Source organism: Pseudomonas sivasensis (assembly GCF_013778505.1).
GTDB classification, from domain to species: Bacteria; Pseudomonadota; Gammaproteobacteria; order Pseudomonadales; family Pseudomonadaceae; genus Aquipseudomonas; species Aquipseudomonas sivasensis.
Window position 1 is genome coordinate 687,294 of record NZ_JAAOWU010000001.1, and the last position, 18,478, is coordinate 705,771.

General features: G+C 59.9%; 20 protein-coding genes and 1 tRNA gene. 15 read left to right on the forward strand and 6 right to left on the reverse strand.

Translation table 11 applies throughout. From position 1 onward, the window contains the following. Positions 1-3: 3 nt before the first annotated feature. The 9 genes from G9Q84_RS03115 to G9Q84_RS03155 are packed head-to-tail and all read left to right on the forward strand — an operon-like array spanning position 4 to position 7,710. On the forward strand, positions 4-933 hold the full coding sequence (locus G9Q84_RS03115; RefSeq protein WP_095183779.1) for a MerR family transcriptional regulator: 930 nt from the start codon (positions 4-6) through the stop codon (positions 931-933). Further along, on the forward strand, positions 934-2,376 hold the full coding sequence (gene phrB, locus G9Q84_RS03120) for a deoxyribodipyrimidine photo-lyase (protein WP_122764711.1): 1,443 nt from the start codon (positions 934-936) through the stop codon (positions 2,374-2,376). It begins immediately after the preceding gene. Beyond that, complete coding sequence (locus tag G9Q84_RS03125) at positions 2,369-2,791, forward strand: nuclear transport factor 2 family protein (RefSeq protein ID WP_181642872.1); 423 nt, start codon at positions 2,369-2,371, stop codon at positions 2,789-2,791. The genes phrB and G9Q84_RS03125 overlap by 8 nt, the downstream gene beginning before the upstream one ends. Continuing rightward, positions 2,788-3,570 carry an SDR family NAD(P)-dependent oxidoreductase gene (locus tag G9Q84_RS03130; RefSeq protein ID WP_032886135.1) on the forward strand — a complete coding sequence of 261 codons (783 nt, stop codon included), beginning with the start codon at positions 2,788-2,790 and terminating at the stop codon, positions 3,568-3,570. Before G9Q84_RS03125 ends, G9Q84_RS03130 begins: the two co-directional genes overlap by 4 nt. Continuing rightward, positions 3,567-4,814 carry an NAD(P)/FAD-dependent oxidoreductase gene (locus tag G9Q84_RS03135; RefSeq protein ID WP_181642873.1) on the forward strand — a complete coding sequence of 416 codons (1,248 nt, stop codon included), beginning with the start codon at positions 3,567-3,569 and terminating at the stop codon, positions 4,812-4,814. Before G9Q84_RS03130 ends, G9Q84_RS03135 begins: the two co-directional genes overlap by 4 nt. After that, the gene (locus tag G9Q84_RS03140) at positions 4,811-5,620 is read left to right on the forward strand and encodes a DUF1365 domain-containing protein (RefSeq protein ID WP_095183775.1); all 810 of its coding nucleotides are present in this window, start codon (positions 4,811-4,813) and stop codon (positions 5,618-5,620) included. The genes G9Q84_RS03135 and G9Q84_RS03140 overlap by 4 nt, the downstream gene beginning before the upstream one ends. Beyond that, positions 5,607-6,878 carry an SAM-dependent methyltransferase gene (locus tag G9Q84_RS03145; RefSeq protein ID WP_181642874.1) on the forward strand — a complete coding sequence of 424 codons (1,272 nt, stop codon included), beginning with the start codon at positions 5,607-5,609 and terminating at the stop codon, positions 6,876-6,878. The genes G9Q84_RS03140 and G9Q84_RS03145 overlap by 14 nt, the downstream gene beginning before the upstream one ends. Continuing rightward, on the forward strand, positions 6,871-7,350 hold the full coding sequence (locus G9Q84_RS03150; RefSeq protein WP_032886128.1) for a DUF2878 domain-containing protein: 480 nt from the start codon (positions 6,871-6,873) through the stop codon (positions 7,348-7,350). The genes G9Q84_RS03145 and G9Q84_RS03150 overlap by 8 nt, the downstream gene beginning before the upstream one ends. A 54-nt stretch (positions 7,351-7,404) precedes the next feature. Next, the gene (locus G9Q84_RS03155; protein ID WP_032886126.1) at positions 7,405-7,710 is read left to right on the forward strand and encodes a YkgJ family cysteine cluster protein; all 306 of its coding nucleotides are present in this window, start codon (positions 7,405-7,407) and stop codon (positions 7,708-7,710) included. Between the two features lie 122 nt (positions 7,711-7,832). On the opposite strand, the gene G9Q84_RS03160 is transcribed toward G9Q84_RS03155, so the two are convergent. The 6 genes from G9Q84_RS03160 to hemA form a co-directional block, all read right to left on the reverse strand. Beyond that, positions 7,833-8,351: an acyloxyacyl hydrolase gene (locus G9Q84_RS03160; RefSeq protein ID WP_032886125.1), complete on the reverse strand. Its 519-nt coding sequence runs from the start codon at positions 8,349-8,351 to the stop codon at positions 7,833-7,835. Between the two features lie 111 nt (positions 8,352-8,462). Continuing rightward, positions 8,463-9,257, reverse strand: coding sequence for a glutamate racemase (murI, locus tag G9Q84_RS03165; protein WP_181642875.1), 795 nt, complete (start codon positions 9,255-9,257; stop codon positions 8,463-8,465). Then, positions 9,250-10,005, reverse strand: a complete 756-nt coding sequence (locus tag G9Q84_RS03170; protein WP_032886123.1) for a molybdopterin-synthase adenylyltransferase MoeB — start codon at positions 10,003-10,005, stop codon at positions 9,250-9,252. Before G9Q84_RS03170 ends, murI begins: the two co-directional genes overlap by 8 nt. Continuing rightward, positions 9,999-10,829, reverse strand: coding sequence for a peptide chain release factor N(5)-glutamine methyltransferase (prmC, locus tag G9Q84_RS03175; RefSeq protein WP_032886122.1), 831 nt, complete (start codon positions 10,827-10,829; stop codon positions 9,999-10,001). The genes G9Q84_RS03170 and prmC overlap by 7 nt, the downstream gene beginning before the upstream one ends. Further along, positions 10,830-11,912: a peptide chain release factor 1 gene (gene prfA, locus G9Q84_RS03180; protein WP_032886121.1), complete on the reverse strand. Its 1,083-nt coding sequence runs from the start codon at positions 11,910-11,912 to the stop codon at positions 10,830-10,832. It abuts the gene before it with no gap. Next, positions 11,909-13,198 (reverse strand): glutamyl-tRNA reductase, encoded by a 1,290-nt coding sequence (hemA, locus tag G9Q84_RS03185; protein ID WP_032886119.1) that lies wholly within the window; start codon positions 13,196-13,198, stop codon positions 11,909-11,911. Before hemA ends, prfA begins: the two co-directional genes overlap by 4 nt. A gap of 182 nt (positions 13,199-13,380) precedes the next feature. Between hemA and G9Q84_RS03190 the strand changes: the two genes are divergently transcribed. From G9Q84_RS03190 to G9Q84_RS03215, 6 genes are all read left to right on the forward strand, one after another. Beyond that, positions 13,381-15,105 (forward strand): tetratricopeptide repeat protein, encoded by a 1,725-nt coding sequence (locus G9Q84_RS03190; RefSeq protein WP_032886118.1) that lies wholly within the window; start codon positions 13,381-13,383, stop codon positions 15,103-15,105. Between the two features lie 4 nt (positions 15,106-15,109). Beyond that, positions 15,110-15,727 carry a lipoprotein insertase outer membrane protein LolB gene (lolB, locus tag G9Q84_RS03195; RefSeq protein WP_095183772.1) on the forward strand — a complete coding sequence of 206 codons (618 nt, stop codon included), beginning with the start codon at positions 15,110-15,112 and terminating at the stop codon, positions 15,725-15,727. Between the two features lie 49 nt (positions 15,728-15,776). Next, the gene (gene ispE / locus G9Q84_RS03200; protein ID WP_185159987.1) at positions 15,777-16,580 is read left to right on the forward strand and encodes a 4-(cytidine 5'-diphospho)-2-C-methyl-D-erythritol kinase; all 804 of its coding nucleotides are present in this window, start codon (positions 15,777-15,779) and stop codon (positions 16,578-16,580) included. 37 nt (positions 16,581-16,617) lie between these two features. Then, positions 16,618-16,692, forward strand: a tRNA-Gln gene (locus tag G9Q84_RS03205). A 46-nt stretch (positions 16,693-16,738) separates the two neighbouring features. Next, positions 16,739-17,680 (forward strand): ribose-phosphate pyrophosphokinase, encoded by a 942-nt coding sequence (locus G9Q84_RS03210; protein ID WP_003171603.1) that lies wholly within the window; start codon positions 16,739-16,741, stop codon positions 17,678-17,680. A gap of 138 nt (positions 17,681-17,818) precedes the next feature. Next, the gene (locus G9Q84_RS03215; protein WP_032886113.1) at positions 17,819-18,424 is read left to right on the forward strand and encodes a 50S ribosomal protein L25/general stress protein Ctc; all 606 of its coding nucleotides are present in this window, start codon (positions 17,819-17,821) and stop codon (positions 18,422-18,424) included. The last annotated feature ends 54 nt before the right edge of the window (positions 18,425-18,478 follow it).

Here is an 18,478-nt window from a genome sequence, read left to right on the forward strand (position 1 = left end):
ACCATGAAAGCTGCCCTGCAAGACGAACCCGGCGAAGACATCGCTCAAGCCCTGGAAGACGGCTGGCTGCCGATCCGCGAAGTGGCGCGCCAGACCGGCGTCAACGCTGTGACCCTGCGCGCCTGGGAGCGTCGCTATGGCCTGATCGTGCCCCAGCGCACACCCAAGGGCCATCGGCTGTTCAGCGCCGACCATGTACAACGCATCCACGCCATCCTCACCTGGCTCAATCGCGGCGTGCCGGTCAGCCAGGTGAAGCACCTGATCGACTCTGCCCAGGCCAACACCGATACGTCGCAGAATGAATGGCACACCCTGCGCCAGACCTTGGTACAGGCCATCAGCGAACTGACCGAACGCCGGGTCGACGATGCCTTCAACCAGGCCATGGCACTGTACCCGCCGCGCACCCTGTGTGAGCAACTGCTACTGCCGCTGATCAAGGAGCTGGAGCAGCGTTGGCAGGGCCAGTTCGGCGCGCAGATGGAGCGGGTATTTTTCCTGTCCTGGCTGCGCAGCAAGTTCGGTGCGCGCATCTACCACAACAATCGCCAGTTGCACGGTGCGCCGCTGCTGCTGATTAACCAGTCCGACCTGCCCCTGGAGCCGCATTTGTGGCTCAGCGCCTGGCTGGCCAGCAGCGCCGACTGCCCCGTGGAAGTGTTTGACTGGCCGCTGCCCGCCGGCGAGCTCGCCCTTGCAGTCGAGCACCTGCAACCGCGCGCGGTCTTGCTGTATTCGAGCAAAGCCCTGCACCTGCCGGGCCTGACCAAGCTGCTCACGGGCGTCAGCCGCCCGACGCTGCTCGTCGGACCAACGGTCTGCATCCATCAGGCGGAGTTAGCCGTATTAACCCATGACACTCCTGAATTATTCGTGGCCGAAGATGTGTTGTCGGCCCACCAGCTACTGATACAGCGTGGACTTATTTAAATGCACTTGATCTGGCTGCGCACCGACCTGCGCCTACACGACAACACCGCCTTGGCCGCCGCGACCCAGCGAGGCCCGGTTGCCGCCGTGTACCTGATCACGCCTGAGCAATGGCTGGCCCACGATGATGCTCCGTGCAAGGTCGACTTCTGGCTGCGCAACCTGCAGCACTTGAGCAAAGACTTAGGCGAGCTGAACATTCCCCTGCTGATCCGCACAGCTGCCACCTGGGACCAGGCGCCCAGCGTGCTCAGCGAACTGTGCCGGGACCTGTCGGCGCAATCGCTGCACGTCAACGAGGAGTACGGCATTCATGAAAGCCGTCGTGACGCCGCCGTGGCCCAGGCGCTGGAAGCCGAGGGCGTGACCTTCCACAGTTACCTTGATCAATTGTTCTTCCAACCGGGCAGTGTGCTGACCAAGACCGGCACCTACTTCCAGGTCTTCAGTCAGTTCCGCAAGGTCTGCTACACACGGCTGCACAGCGCGCTTCCACAGTTAGTGCCCACGCCAAAGGCCCAGGCCAAACTCGACCTTAAAAGCGATCCGGTCCCGACCACCGTCGCAGGCTTCGAGCCGCCCAGCGACACCCTGCGTGCCCTATGGCCAGCCGGTGAGGACGAAGCCCGGCGACGCCTCGATGCATTCGCCGACCAGCAGATCAGCTACTACAAAGACGAACGCGACTTCCCCGCCAAGCCCGGTACCAGCCAGCTGTCGGCCTACCTCGCTGCCGGCGTGGTTTCGCCGCGCCAGTGCCTGCATGCAGCGTTGCAGAGCAACCAAGGCGAATTCGAAAGTGGCGACATCGGCGCCATCACCTGGATCAACGAACTGCTCTGGCGTGAGTTCTATAAACACATTCTGGTGGGCTACCCACGGGTGTCCCGTCACCGTGCGTTCCGCCCCGAGACCGAGGACGTGGCCTGGCGTGATGCGCCCAAGGATCTGGCAGCCTGGCAAGAAGCTCGCACTGGCCTGCCGATCATCGACGCCGCCATGCGTCAATTGCTGGAAACCGGCTGGATGCACAACCGCCTGCGCATGGTAGTGGCAATGTTCCTGACCAAAAACCTGCTGATCGACTGGCGTGAAGGCGAGCGCTTCTTCATGCGTCACCTGATCGACGGCGACTTGGCCGCCAATAACGGTGGCTGGCAGTGGAGCTCGTCCACCGGTACCGACTCGGCGCCCTACTTCCGGATTTTCAGCCCGCTGAGCCAGTCAGAAAAATTCGACAGCGAAGGTGTGTTCATCAAGCACTGGCTGCCGGAATTGGCCGCACTGAATAAAAAGGAAGTGCATAACCCCGAAGCCGCCGGTGGTCTGTTTGGCGTGGCAGATTATCCGCGCTCGATTGTCGACTTGAAGAAGTCCCGCGAGCGCGCCCTGGCCGCCTTCCGTAGCCTGCCTTCACGTCAATCGGTCGTCGAACATGAGTGACTTCCTGCAACGCTTCGCCCAAACCTTCGCCACGCTGGACAAGCACAACCTGCACCTGCTCGACAGCCTGTACAGCAAGGACATTGCCTTTACCGACCCGCTGCACGAGGTCCATGGGCTGACCGCGTTGCACAGTTATTTCGCCGAGTTGTACAGCAACGTCAGCCAACTGCGCTTCGACTTCCACGGTTTCGACCAAGTGGCCGAAGGCGAAGGCTACCTGCGCTGGAAAATGAGTTTTTGCCACCCACGCCTGGCCAACGGCCAAGTCATCCGGGTGGAAGGATGCTCGCACCTGATGTGGCGGGACAAGGTGTACCGCCACTGCGATTACTTCGATGCCGGCGCCATGCTCTACGAGCACCTGCCCGTGCTGGGCAGAGTCGTCAGTTGGCTCAAAAGGAGAGTGGGATGAACGCAGTGTCGCCACGTCGTTATTGGCTGACCGGTGCCAGCAGTGGGATAGGCGCCGCCTTGGCCGTGGAGCTGCTTAACAGCGGCGCCCATGTCGCCTTGAGTTCTCGCACCCAGGCACCGCTGGATGCGCTGGCTCTACGCTACCCCGGCCAAGTGTTGGTGGTGGCCGGTGACCTGACCAACAGCCAGACCGTGCGCGAAATTGGCGAGCACATCGGTGACGTCTGGGGCTCGCTCGACACCGTGATCCTTAACGCCGGCACCTGTGAATATGTCGACGCCAAGCAGTTTGATTCATCGATCATCGAGCATGTGGTGCGCACCAACCTGCTGGCCAGCAGTTATTGCATCGAAGCGGCCCTGCCGTTGTTGCGTGTCGGGCGTGCACCGCATCTGGTGGGCGTCGCCAGCGCCGTGACCTACCTGCCGATGCCCCGCGCAGAAGCCTATGGCGCGTCCAAGGCCGGCCTGCGTTATCTGTTCGAGTCCCTGCGCATCAGCCTGTCGCCGGAAAATATCGATGTCACCGTGATCAGCCCGGGCTTCGTCGATACACCACTGACCGAGCGCAATGACTTCCCGATGCCCCTGAGCTGGCCGGCCGACAAGGCTGCTCGGCATATATTCTCCAAGCTGGACAAACGCCCACTGGAAATCGCCTTCCCGGCCTTGTTTATCGCCACCCTGTGGCCGCTGTCGAAACTGCCTAATCGCGCGCAATTGATCATCGGCAAACGCATGCTGCGCAGCCCGCCACCGAAAAAGGACGACCTGTGAAGATCGCCATTATCGGCAGCGGCATTGCTGGCCTGACCAGCGCCTACCTGCTTAGCCGCAGTCACGAAGTCACCGTGTTCGAAGCGGGCGACCGTATCGGCGGGCATACCCATACGGTCAACGTCAGCGTCGACGGCAAAAGCTACGCAGTGGATACCGGCTTCATCGTGTTCAACGACTGGACCTACCCCAACTTCATCCGCCTGCTGGGGCAGATCGGTGTCTCGTTCAAACCCACCGAAATGAGCTTTTCGGTGTGTGACGAAAAAACCCGGTTCGAATACAACGGCAATAACCTCAACAGCCTGTTCGCCCAACGCCGCAATATCCTGTCGCCGGGCTTCTGGGGCATGTTGCGCGACATCCTGCGGTTCAACCGCCAGGCACCGCTGGACCTGCAGGAGCAACGCATCAGTGCCGAGATGACCTTGGGCGATTACCTCACGGCCGGCGGCTACGGCGAGCGCTTTGTGCGGCACTACATCGTGCCGATGGGTGCGGCGATCTGGTCGATGTCCCTGGCGGACATGCTGAGTTTTCCGCTGCAATTCTTTGTGCGCTTCTTCAAGAACCACGGCTTGCTGTCGGTGAACAACCGGCCGCAGTGGTGTGTGATCGAAGGTGGATCCAGCAGCTATATCGAACCGCTGACCCGCGGCTTTCGCGAGCAGATCCGCCTCAACAGCCCTGTGCATAACGTCGAGCGCACCGAGCAAGGCGTAGTTATCCACAGTCCTGCCGGCAGCGAGGCATTTGATCGGGTGGTATTCGCCTGTCATAGCGACCAGGCGCTGGCATTGCTCGCCGACCCAAGCCAGGCCGAACAAGAGATTCTCGGTGCCCTGCCCTACGCCGACAACGACGTGGTTTTGCACACCGACACGCGCCTGCTGCCCGACCGCAAACTGGCCTGGGCCAGTTGGAATTACCGGCTGAGCGGTAACATCCAGACTCAGGCCGCCGTCACCTATGACATGAACATCCTGCAAGGCATCGACAGCGCCACCACCTTTTGCGTCAGCCTCAACCAGACGCCGATGATCAACCCGCTGAAGATCCTCGCGCGCTTCACCTACGCGCATCCGCAATACAGCCTGGCGGCGGTGGCCGCGCAAAACCGCTGGGAAGAACTGGCCGGCGTGCGCAACACGTTTTATTGCGGCGCCTACTGGGCCAATGGTTTCCACGAAGACGGCGTGGTCAGTGCGCTGCGCGTGGCCCAGGCCTTTGGGGAAACCCTGTGAACAGCGCCCTGTACAGCGGCTGGATTGCCCATCGACGGTTTGCGCCCAAGGCCCATGCCTTTCGCTACCGCATCGGCCTGCTGTACCTGGATTTGAGCGAACAAGACGAAGTCCTCGGACTGTCACCGTTGGCCGGACCAAGTCGCCTGGCGCCCTTCGGCTTTCGTCAGCAGGACTATCTGCGTGAATTCACGCGTCACGGCATGAGCTTGAGCGATGCCGTGCGCCAGGAAGTCGGCAAGGCTCTGGGGCATACGCCTCAGGGCGTTATCTGCCTACTGACCCAGGCCCGCAGTTGGGGCCTGGCTTTTAATCCCGTGAGTTTCTTCTACTGTTTCGAGGCCGATGGGCAACTGGCCGCGATCTTGTGTGAAGTGACCAACACCCCGTGGCGCGAGCGCTACCACTACGTACTGCCGGCCCAAGCCCTGGGCGCTGATGAGCACCAGCATTTCGCGGTGGCCAAGGCCTTCCATGTGTCGCCGTTCCTGCCTCGCGACCTGGAATACCGCATGAGCTTCAGCCCGCCCGCAGACAGGCTCGGCGTGCACATGGCCGACTGGCAGGGCGAGCTGAAAGTCTTCGACGCCACCTTGAGCCTGCAAAAGGAAGCGCTGACCCGCGCCAGCCTGCATCGCTACTTGTGGCGATTTCCGTGGATGACCGCCAAGACTTGCCTGGCCATTTACTGGCAGGCGATACGCCTGTTTCTTAAACGCACACCGATTTTTTCCCACCGGGCCGCCGATGGCGCCTCTCGTACAGCAGTCGGGTATACCAAGGATCGCCGCCATGAAATCCCCTAGCTTATCGGTCAAGACCAGCCGCCTGAACGTCAACGGCGTGACCAGTGCGCTGCTGCGCAAGGGCGTACTGCGCCAACTCAGCCAATTGCGCCATGGCCAATTGGTGGTGATCGAGGACGGCGAACGGCAGGTGTTCGGCGCACGGGAAGCGCACTTGCTGGGGGAAATCCAAATCCTCGACCCTGCGGTGTGGGGCCTGGTGGCGGCCAACGGTTCCATCGGCGCCGGCGAGGCGTTTATTCACGGCTATTGGAGCAGTCCGGACCTGACCGCGGTGGTACGTGTGATGGTCAGCAACCTGGACGTGCTCGACGCCATGGAAGGTGGCCTGGCGCGGCTGGCACGCCCGTTCACCCAAGGTCTGCACTGGCTCAACCGCAATACGCGCAAGGGCTCGCAGAAAAACATCGCCGCGCACTACGACCTTGGCAACGACCTGTTCGAAGAATTCCTCGACCCGACCATGATGTATTCGGCGGCGCAATTTCTGAGCGACGACGACACCCTGGAACAGGCGCAACTGAATAAGCTTGAACGCATCTGCCAGAAACTCGCGCTCAAACCCACCGACCACCTGCTGGAAATCGGCACCGGCTGGGGCAGCATGGCGCTATACGCGGCGCAACACTATGGCTGCAAGGTCACCACCACGACCTTGTCCAAGGAGCAATTCGCCTACACCGAAAAACGCATCGAAACCCTCGGTTTGCAAGGCAAGGTCACGCTGCTGCTGAGCGACTATCGCGACCTCACCGGCCAATACGACAAGCTGGTATCCATCGAGATGATCGAAGCCGTGGGCCATCGCTTTCTGCCCACCTATTTCAAGCAGTGCGCGCATTTGCTCAAGAGCGATGGGCTGATGCTGCTGCAGGCCATCACGATCCGTGAGCAACGGTTTGAGCAGGCCAAGAACAGCGTGGACTTTATCCAGCGCTACATTTTCCCCGGCGGCGCCTTGCCCAGTGTGCAGAACATGTTGCAGATCGTCAGCCGCGACACCGATATGAACCTGCTGCACATGGAAGACTTTGGCCTGCACTACGCGCGAACCTTGCGCCTGTGGCATGAGAACTTTCGCCGCGCCCACGGCCGTCTGACGGAGCTGGGCTATGACGAATACTTTTTGCGGTTGTGGGAGTTTTACCTCTGCTACTGCGAAGGTGGCTTTATGGAGCGCACTATCGGCACCGCGCAATTGCTGCTGGCCAAACCGGCAGCCATCAACCCGCCGTTGCTCGGGCGCTTCAATGCTTAAAACCCTGGCCAATGCCGCGCTGTTCCAGTGCGGCTGGTTTGCCTGTGTGCTGGGCGGCGACAGCCTATGGCTGCTGGTTGGCCTGGCGGTGCTGGCCGTTCACCTGCTGTGGATAAGTGCGTGGGCCGAGGACGGTGTACTGATCATCAGCGTGATGCTGGTGGGCACCGCAGTGGACACGCTGCTGCGCGCCGTTGGGGTTTTCCAGTTCAGCGAGCCGGGGCCATTGATTCCGTTCTGGTTGATGCTGCTATGGGCATTGCTGGCGACCACCCTGCGCCATTGCCTGGCCTGGAGCGCGCGGCCGTGGTGGCGTGCCGCACTGCTGGGCGCGATGGGCGGGCCGTTGTCCTACTACGCGGGGAGCCAATTGACCGATGTTCAATTTGGCTATGGCCTGGGCCCTACAATGGCCGGCCTGGCCGTGCTTTGGGCAGTGCTTTTTGTCGGGCTGCACCGGCTGGCACGCTGACGTCCGTCAGAGCATTCATACGCAAATGACCGGCTTGCCTTACACTGCTCGCCTATGACCAACATCCCCCACACCCAAATCACTGAGCCCACCGTCACCTGCTCGACGTGCGCGGCCTGCTGCTGCCAGCTGGAAGTCATGTTGATCACCGACACCGGCGTGCCGGAGCGCTATATCGACACCGACGACTGGGGCGGCGAAGTGATGCTGCGCCTGGACGACGGCTGGTGCGCGGCGCTGGATCGGGACACGATGATGTGCACGATTTATGAGCGTCGGCCGCTGATTTGTCGGGAATTCGAGATGGGCGCACCGGAGTGCCTGACCGAACGCGAAGGAATCGCCACGGCGTACCGCTGATCTAAGGCCAGTGACGACCTCAATGTGGAAGGGGGCTTGACCCCGATAGTGGTGGATCAGTTGGAAAATTCCGCGACTGACACTCCGCCATCGGGGCAAGCCCCCTCCCACAAGGTTTTGAATTACAGCGGCATCGTGTAGTGCAGTGAGTAGCTTTCTACACCGTCGTTATTGCTGCTGATCCCGGCATTAGAGTAGTGCGTGGCGCGAATGCCCACTTCATGCCCACCGGTGAAGCGCAGGCCGAAACCCAAGCGGTCTTCGAACTGGAAAGCCTGGCCGATGTTGTTGTCCTCCAGTTTGGTACGGGAGAACACCGCCACGCCGATCCCGGCTTCGATGTAGGGCTTGACCGACTGACCGGCAAATTCATACACAAAGACAGGCGAGAACGACAGGCTGCTGGCGCCTGCACGGTCATCACCTTCCCAATAGGTATAGGCGCCGCTCCAATAGCCGGTCAGGCGACCGACATCACTTTGCATCCAACTCTTGTCCCAATCCGACGTCAGCCCCAATCGATAGGTGAGCGTCGAATCACTGGTGGCCCCCAGGCCAAACTCAAGCCCGGCGGCCTGCGCCGAAAAAGAGTGTCCCACCACAGCGGCCGCAATCGCAGCCAAACAGAACAAGCGCTTCATAAGAAACATCCTTTCCGAACGAAGTTATATGGTTTTGTACAAGCAATCTGGCTATAGAAGCCTACGCAGTGCCAGAAGTTCAGCGTCTAATGGCGATATTTCACGAAATTTTCACGCGCCAAAGCTTCGCACAACTCCGGAATATTTCCACAGTGTCGGTAGGATATTTCTTAGGTGATACACATCACCGCTGGTCCAGAACTGCGCAGGCTCAGGATCACCGTGGGCAAGCAGGTCGCGCTCGCCCAATAAACGCTTGAGCTGGCGAGCCACGGCGGCGCCGGTGTCGATGAGGATGATGCTGGGGGGCAGCATCTGCGCCAGGAGCGGCTTGAGGAAGGGATAGTGGGTGCAACCGAGGATGAGGGTGTCGCAACCGGCGCTTAGCAGCGGCTCGATGTAGCCGTGCAACAACTGACGCAGGGCCGGGCTGTGCAGATCACCGGTTTCAATCAGCTCCACCAGGCCCGGGCACGGCTGGGTGATCACCTGCACATCGGTGGCGAAACGGTCGAGCAACGCGGCGAACTTGGCACTTTGCAGAGTACCGGTGGTGGCCAGCACACCGACCACGCCACTGCGCGTGGCGGCAGCCGCAGGTTTGACGGCGGGTTCCATGCCCACCAGCGGCCAATCGGGATAGTCCTGGCGCAAGTCGGCTACGGCGGCGACGGTCGCGGTATTGCAAGCGATCACGAACGCCTTGGCGCCCCGTTCGCGGAAAAACTCAGCGACCCGCCGTGAACGCTCACGAATAAATTCGGGGGTTTTCTCGCCATAGGGGATATGCCCGCAATCGGCCACGTACAGCAGCGATTCGTGGGGCAACAGTTGCTGAATTTCATCCAGCACCGACAAGCCGCCGACCCCGGAATCGAACACACCGATCGGCGCGTCCTTAACCATGTTGCGTCCCGCAGACACTGCAACCGGGATCACGCTTGACCCGCAATTCACGAAAGCGCGTGGTCAAGGCATCAATCAATAACAAGCGGCCCACCAGCGGTTCACCAAAACCGGCAAGCAGCTTCAAGGCTTCCAAGGCTTGCAGGCTACCGACCAGCCCCACCAACGGCCCGACCACCCCCGCTTCGCTGCACGTAAGCTCGGTGTCGCTGCCATGCCCATATAAACAGTGGTAACACGGGCTTTCAGCGCGACGCGGGTCGAAGACAGACAATTGGCCTTCAAGCCGAATTGCCGCGCCGCTGATCAACGGCTTGGCTGCGACGACGCAGGCGGCGTTGACCGCTTCGCGTGTGGAGAAGTTGTCGCTGCAATCGAGCACCACGTCTACCGCCGCCACTGCGGCCGCCAGGGAGTCGGCGTCCAGCGCGGTGCGATGGGCAACTAACGTGATTTCAGGGTTGATGGCGGTCAGGCGGCGCAACGCCGAGTCGACCTTGGTCTGCCCGACGCTGTCGGTGTCATGGATGATCTGGCGTTGCAGGTTGGTCAGGTCGACGGTGTCGAAGTCGGCCAAATGCAGCTCGCCCACGCCCGCAGCGGCCAGATACAGCGCCACCGGCGCGCCCAGGCCACCGAGCCCGACGATCAGAGCACGGCTGTTTTTCAGGCGTAATTGGCCCTCGATGTCGACATGTTGCAACAGAATCTGTCGGCTATAGCGCAACAGCTCCTGATCAGTCAGCACGGGCGACGTCCCAGGGTGATGCGTTCGTGACCACCGAGGTCGAGACGGCTATGCACTTCGTCAAAACCCTGGCTCAGCAACAGATCACGTACGGCCAAGGCCTGATCGTAACCGTGTTCGAGCAGCAGCCAGCCACCCGCATTCAGGTGGGCCGGGGCCTCGTTGATGATCAACCGCAAGTCGTCCAGACCATCATGGCCCGCCACCAGCGCACTGGCCGGTTCGAAACGTACATCGCCTGCGACCAGATGCGGGTCGTTGTCGGCGATATAAGGCGGATTACTGATGATCAGATCGTAGCTGCGACCTTGCAGTGAGCTGAACCAATGACTGCTCAGCACTGTGGCGTTATTCAGGTGAAGACGCTGGCGGTTGCGTTCGGCCAGGGCCACGGCTTCAAGCACACGGTCGACGGCCGTGACTTGCCAGGCCGGGCGCTCACTGGCCAGGGCCAGGGCGATGGCGCCGCTGCCGGTGCCGAGGTCGAGAACCTTGGCTGGCGTGGCCGGTAGTAATTCCAGGGCCGCCTCCACCAGCAGTTCGGTTTCCGGACGCGGGATCAGCGTGTGAGGCGCGACCTCCAGGTCCAGCTTCCAGAAGCCTTGCTGGCCGAGAATATAAGCGACCGGCTCACCCCCGCGGCGGCGCTGGAGATAGTCGGCAAAGGTCAGAGCGTCTTCGCTGCTGACGATTTTTTCCGGCCAGGTGTGCAGGTAGCTGCGGGATTTGCCCAGGGCAGCCGCCAGCAACAATTCCACGTCCAGGCGCGCAGTGGGCGAGTCTGGCAAATCAGCGGCACGCAGCAGGCTGGCGATGATGGTCATTTATTCACCTATCGCGGCCAGTTGATCGGCCTGGTATTCGGCGAGCAAGGGCTCGATCACCGCATCGACGCCACCGGCGAGAATCTCGTCGAGGGAGTACAGGGTGAGGTTGACCCGGTGGTCGGTGACCCGGCCCTGGGCAAAGTTGTAGGTGCGAATGCGCTCTGAACGGTCGCCCGACCCCACCAGCAACTTGCGCTCACTGGCAATCGCATTGGCGGCGGCGCTGGTTTGCTGGTCGTTGAGTTTGGCCGACAACCAGGACATGGCCCGTGCACGGTTCTTGTGCTGGGAACGCTCTTCCTGGCATTCCACCACGATGCCCGACGGCAAGTGGGTGATGCGGATCGCCGAGTCGGTCTTGTTGACGTGCTGCCCCCCGGCACCCGACGAGCGGTAAGTGTCCACGCGCAAGTCCGCGGGGTTGATCTCGATGGCTTCCTGCTCGTCAGGCTCAGGCAGTACGGCCACGGTGCACGCGGAGGTGTGGATACGGCCTTGGGATTCGGTCGCTGGTACACGTTGTACGCGGTGCGCGCCGGATTCGAACTTCAGCTTGCCGTAGACATTCTCGCCTTCAACCCGCGCGATGACTTCTTTATAGCCGCCGTGCTCGCCCTCGTTCTCGGACAGGATCTCCACACGCCAGCCACGTCGCTCGGCATAGCGCGAATACATACGGAAGAGGTCGCCAGAGAAAATCGCCGCCTCGTCACCACCGGTGCCGGCGCGGATTTCGAGGAACACGTTGCGTCCGTCGTTGGGATCCTTGGGCAGCAGCATGCGTTGCAGGTCGCCTTCCAGCGCGATCAGCTTGTCCTTGGCTTCGCGGACTTCTTCGACGGCCATTTCGCGCATGTCCGGGTCGCTGTCCTTGAGCAGCGCCTGGGCGCCTTCAAGGTCGGCTTGGGTCTTCAGCCATTGTCCGTAGGTGCTTACGATCGGCTCAACTTCCGCGTATTCCTTGGAATAGGTACGAAATTTGGTCTGATCGGAGATGACTTCGCCATCGCCGAGCAAGGCGGTCAGTTCTTCGAAACGGTCCTGGAGCACGTCCAGTTTATTGAGCAGTGACGCTTTCATTGCGATTTTTTATCCGAAGAGCTATCTGACGCGCCCTCACCGAGGGCAAAGAGTTCCTGGGCCATAGCCAGCGCATCGAGGCGGCCTTCGGCAGTCAATTTTTTAAGCTGCACGCTGGGGGCGTGGAGTAACTTGTTGGTCAACCCACGGGCCAGTTGCATCAGCACCTCTTCAGCGCTACCGCCGTTGGCCAGCAAACGCTGGGCCTTGAGCAGTTCCTCGTCGCGCAGGCGTTCGCCCTGCTGACGATACGCCTTGAGCACATCCACCGCCGCCAGTTCACGCAGGCGCACCATAAAATCTTCGGCACCGGTGCTGACCATCTCCTCGGCAGCCTGGGCAGCCCCTTGGCGACTCTTGAGATTTTCGGCGACCACTTCGTGCAGATCGTCGACGCTATAGAGGTAAACGTCGTCCAACTCGCCGACTTCGGGCTCGATATCCCGGGGAACGGCGATATCCACCATGAAAATCGGTTTATGCTTGCGCAGCTTCAGCGCACTTTCCACCGCGCCTTTGCCCAGAATCGGCAATTGGCTGGCAGTGGAGCTGATGACGATATCGCTGCGCACCAGTTCAGCCGGAATATCCGCCAGCAGCACGGCGTGGGCACCGAATTGTTCGGCGAGGATGCTGGCCCGCTCCAGGGTACGGTTGGCGACCACGATGCGCTTTACACCCAGGTCATGCAGATGACGGGCGACCAGGGTGATGGTCTCGCCGGCGCCAATCAGCAAGGCCTGGCTGCGCTGCAAGTCGCTGAAAATCTGTTTGGCCAGGCTGACGGCGGCAAATGCCACGGACACCGGGTTTTCGCCGATGGCTGTATCAGTGCGCACTTGCTTGGCGGAATTGAACGTGGCCTGAAACAGCCGACCCAGCAACGGACCAACGGTACCGGCCTCACGCGCCACGGCGTAGGCGGACTTCATCTGGCCCAGAATCTGCGGCTCGCCCAACACCAGCGAATCGAGACCAGCGGCCACACGCATCATGTGACGAACTGCCGCATCCTCTTCGTGCACATAAGCGCATGCGCGCAGGTCGTCGAGGCTCAAATGGTGGTAATCGGCCAGCCAGCGCAGGACGACATCCGCTGAAAGATGTTCCTGCTCTATATAAAGCTCGCTGCGATTGCAGGTCGAAAGGATCGCAGCTTCGCGGCTGTCGGTGAGCCGGCAGAGCTGCTGCAAGGCCTCAACCAACTGCTCTGGCGTAAACGCCACGCGCTCGCGCACGTCTACGGAGGCAGTCTTGTGGTTAATACCGAGTGCGAGGAAGGCCATTCAATATCGCTGATGATGTCGGGAAGCCGACAATTGTCCTACTTCGAAAGATTCAGAACAACCACCGTCGTCTATTGTCCTAATGCCTTGTGTCTATAAAGGCATCAACTGAGACTCGGTTATGTTTGGCCGAAGGCTTGTGTCATGATGATCCGACCGCAGGTTAGTCGTCCTCTTCCTATATGAATAGATCCTCCGCGTTGCTCCTTGCTTTTGTCTTCCTCAGCGGCTGCCAGGCCTTGGCCCCCGTGTCGTCGGACGGTACGCCGCCGGTAGAAGACAGCACCCCCGCCCCTGAAAAGCCCAAGGTTTATTCCTCGTTCAGTGAAGAAACGGTGTTCAGCCTGCTGAGTGCGGAACTGGCTGGCCAGCGCAATCGCTTCGATATTGCGCTGGATAACTATGTGACCCAGGCCATCAACACCCAGGATCCAGGCATCTCCGAACGCGCATTTCGCATCGCCGAGTATCTGGGAGCCGATCAGGCTGCGCTGGATACCTCGCTGATCTGGGCAAAAAACGCACCGGACGATCTGGAGGCGCAACGTGCCGCAGCCATTCAACTGGCGCGGGCCGGGCGCTATGACGACTCCATGGTCTATATGGAGAAAGTCCTGCAAGGCAAGGGTGATACCCATTTCGACTTCCTCGCGCTGTCGGCTGCCGACACCGACCAGGACACGCGCAATGGCCTGATGAAGAGTTTCGACCGCCTGCTTCAAAAGCATCCCAAGAACAGCCAACTGATTTTCGGCAAGGCCCTGTTGCTGCAACAGGACGACGAGCCTGACGCCGCGCTAAAGCTGCTGGAACAGAACCCGCCGGACGATGGCGAGATTGCGCCGATCCTGCTGCGTGCGCGCCTGCTGCAAAATCTCAATCGCGGCAAGGAAGCCATTCCGCTGCTGGAAAAAAGCATCAAGAAGTACCCGGACGACAAACGCCTGCGATTGACCTATGCGCGCATGCTGGTTGAGCAGGACCGTATGGAGGACGCCAAAGTGCAGTTCGCCAATCTGGTCCAGCAATACCCGGACGACGATGAGCTGCGTTACTCCCTGGCGCTGGTATGCCTGGAGGCCAAGGCCTGGGATGAGGCCAAGGGCTATCTGGAAGAGCTGATCGAGCGTGAAAGCCATGTGGACTCCGCACACTTGAACCTGGGCCGTATCGCGGAAGAACGCAACGACCCACAAGCTGCCCTGCTCGAATACGCTCAGGTTGGCCCCGGCAACGACTACCTGCCCGCCCAATTGCGCCAGGCCGACATCCTGATGAGTAACGGGCGCACTGATGAGGCGGAAAAACGCCTGACCGCGGCCCGCGATGCCGAGCCGGACTACGCGATCCAGCTGTACCTGATCCAGGCCGAGACCTTGTCGGCCAACAATCAGGGCGAGCGCGCCTGGAAACTGCTGCAACAAGCCTTGTTGCAATTCCCCGACGATTTGAACCTGCTGTACACCCGTGCCATGCAGGCGGAAAAACGCAATGACCTGGCGCAGATGGAAAAAGACCTGCGCCTGATCATCAAGCGCGACCCCGACAACGCCATGGCTCTCAACGCCCTGGGCTACACGTTGTCTGACCGCACCACGCGCTACGACGAAGCCAAGGTGCTGATCGAACAAGCGCACCAACTCAACCCGGAAGACCCGGCCGTACTCGACAGCCTGGGCTGGGTGAATTACCGCTTGGGCAACCTGGATGAGGCCGAACGCTTGCTGCGCCAAGCGCTGGAGCGCTTCCCCGATCAGGAAGTCGCGGCGCACCTGGGTGAAGTGCTGTGGGCCAACGGCAAGCAGCGCGAAGCACGTCAAATCTGGGAAAAATTCCTCAAGGAACAACCCGAAAGCCCCATCCTGCGCGGCACCATCAAGCGCCTGACCGGATCCGAGACCCTTTAAGCTTATGTTCTTGCGCCACGTTGTAGTCTTCAGTCTTATTGCCCTGCTCGCCGGTTGCGCGGGCGTAGGCACCCGTGAATCCGTTGAAGGCCAGGGCAACCCGGCGCAATGGAAACAGCATAAGGATCAGCTCAGCAGCATCGATGGCTGGCAGATCGAAGGCAAAGTCGGCGTTCGCGCCCCCAAGGACTCGGGCAGCGGCACCTTGTTCTGGCTGCAACGCCAGGACTACTACGACATTCGTTTGTCGGGCCCGCTGGGCCGTGGTGCCGCTCGCCTGACGGGTCGCCCGGGTCAGGTCAGCCTCGAAGTGGCCAACCAAGGTCGCTATGAGGCGACTTCGCCGGAAGCGCTGCTTGAAGAACAGATTGGCTGGAAGCTGCCCGTATCGCACCTTGTGTGGTGGGTGCGTGGCTTGCCCGCGCCCGATAGCAAGAGTCGACTGAGCCTTAATGGCGACAGCCGCCTCGCCTCGCTGGAGCAGGATGGCTGGCAGGTCGAATACCTCAGCTATACCGAACAGGGCGGTTACTGGCTGCCGGAGCGTATCAAGCTGCATGGCACTGACCTTGACGTCACGCTGGTGATCAAGGACTGGCAACCGCGCAAGCTGGGGCAATAACGTGACTGTAGAAAAACTGACCCTGCCCTCCCCCGCAAAACTCAATCTGATGCTGCACATTCTCGGTCGTCGTGAAGACGGCTATCACGAGTTGCAGACGCTTTTCCAATTTCTCGACTACGGCGATGAACTCACCTTCGCCGTACGCGACGACGGCGTGATTCAACTGCACACCGAATTCGAAGGCGTGCCCCACGACAGCAACCTCATCGTGAGGGCAGCAAAAAAACTTCAGGAACAATCCGGTTGTTCGTTGGGCATCGATATCTGGATCGATAAAATTTTGCCCATGGGCGGCGGAATCGGTGGTGGCAGCTCAAATGCCGCGACGACATTGCTGGGCTTGAATCACTTATGGCAACTCGGTTGGGACCATGATCGCTTAGCAGCGCTGGGCCTTACGCTGGGGGCCGACGTCCCGGTTTTCGTGCACGGACACGCCGCTTTTGCTGAGGGTGTAGGGGAGAAACTCACCCCGGAATACCCCGAAGAGCCGTGGTATGTCGTGCTTGTGCCGCAAGTATCTGTAAGTACAGCAGAAATTTTTTCAGATCCGTTGTTGACACGTAACTCTTCTCCCATTAAAGTGCGCCCCGTTCCCAAGGGAAACAGTCGAAATGACTGCTTACCGGTTGTAGCAAGGCGTTATCCAGAGGTACGTAACGCTTTGAATTTGTTAGGTAAATTTACCGAAGCAAAATTAACCGGAACTGGAAGTTGTGTGTTTGGGGGCTTCCCAAGCAAAGCTGAAGCTGATAAAGTCTCGGCCCTTCTTACAGAGACCCTTACAGGGTTTGTAGCAAAGGGAAGCAACGTTTCGATGTTGCATCGCAAGCTGCAAAGTCTGCTCTAAAAGGAACCGAGTACTGGGTACTCGTTGCAACAGATACAGGGGCGTCGCCAAGCGGTAAGGCAGCAGGTTTTGATCCTGCCATGCGTTGGTTCGAATCCAGCCGCCCCTGCCATTTTCTAATACTCATCCAGGTTACCCTCAGCCTCTAGGTACTGCGCGTGTCCAAGATGATGGTCTTTACGGGGAACGCCAACCCCGATCTGGCTCGACGTGTCGTACGTCAGCTGCATATCCCTCTCGGTGACATCTCTGTCGGTAAATTTTCCGACGGCGAAATTACAGCCGAGATCAATGAAAACGTCCGCGGTAAAGACGTATTCATTATTCAGCCGACCTGCGCTCCGACCAACGATAACCTGATGGAACTCGTCGTGATGGCTGATGCCTTCCGCCGCTCCTCAGCGACTCGAATCACAGCTGTAATCCCTTATTTTGGTTATGCCCGTCAGGATCGCCGTCCGCGTTCCGCACGTGTGGCTATCAGTGCGAAAGTCGTTGCTGACATGCTCACCGTGGTAGGTATCGATCGTGTTCTTACGGTTGACCTGCACGCTGACCAAATCCAGGGGTTCTTCGATATTCCAGTAGATAACATCTACGGCTCGCCAGTATTGGTGGACGATATCGAAGACCAGCGCTTTGAAAACCTGATGATCGTGTCCCCGGACATTGGTGGCGTCGTGCGTGCACGGGCTGTTGCCAAATCCCTGGGCGTTGATCTCGGGATCATCGACAAACGCCGCGAGAAAGCCAATCACTCTGAAGTGATGCATATCATCGGTGATGTCGAAGGGCGTACCTGTATTCTGGTTGATGACATGGTCGACACCGCCGGCACCCTGTGCCACGCGGCGAAAGCCTTGAAAGAGCACGGTGCTGCAAAAGTGTTCGCCTACTGCACACACCCTGTGCTGTCGGGCCGCGCGATCGAGAACATCGAGAACTCTGTGCTGGACGAACTGGTGGTGACTAACACCATCCCGTTGTCCGCTGCTGCACAAGCCTGTGCGCGTATCCGTCAACTGGATATCGCACCGGTAGTTGCCGAAGCGGTTCGCCGCATCAGCAATGAAGAATCGATCAGCGCGATGTTCCGCTAAGGGTCAAACCTTCGGATCACCTCACTGACGAAAAGCGCCCCGCCCCAGCATTCTGCTGGGGCGGGGCTTTTTTGCCCATATCGCCTTTAGCGCTGGTCGCAAACGCTGGGGCGAATGTGGTTATTTTGGAGATACAACATGAACGATTTTACTCTGAATGCTGAAGTGCGTTCCGACCTGGGGAAAGGTGCGAGCCGCCGCCTGCGTCGTCTCGCAAGCCTGGTTCCAGCTGTAGTTTACGGTGGCGAAAAAGCCCCTGAATCCATCAGCATGCTGGCTAAAGAAGTTGCCAAACTGCTCGAAAACGATGCTGCCTACAGCCACGTTATCGAACTGAACGTTGGCGGCAAAAAGCAAAACGTCATCATCAAAGCTCTGCAACGTCACCCATCCAAGGGTCACGTCCTGCACGCTGACTTCGTACGTGTCGTAGCCGGCCAGAAACTGACCGCTATCGTGCCTGTGCACTTTGTTGGTGAAGAAGCTCCGGTCAAGAAAGGTGGCGTTGTTTCCCACACCACTACCGAGCTGGAAGTAAGCTGCCTGCCGAAAGATCTGCCTGAGTTCATCGAAGTCGACCTGTCGGCTGCTGAAATCGGCACCATCATTCACCTGTCCGACCTCAAGGCCCCTAAAGGCGTTGAGTTCGTTGCACTGGCTCACAACGACGACAAGGCTGTTGCCAACGTCCACGCGCCACGTGTTGTAGCAGAAGATGAAGCAGGCGAAACCGCTGCAGAGTAATGCTCTCTGCGGCATCGGAGCTTGAGGAAACATCGCGGACCGAAACGTAGCGAG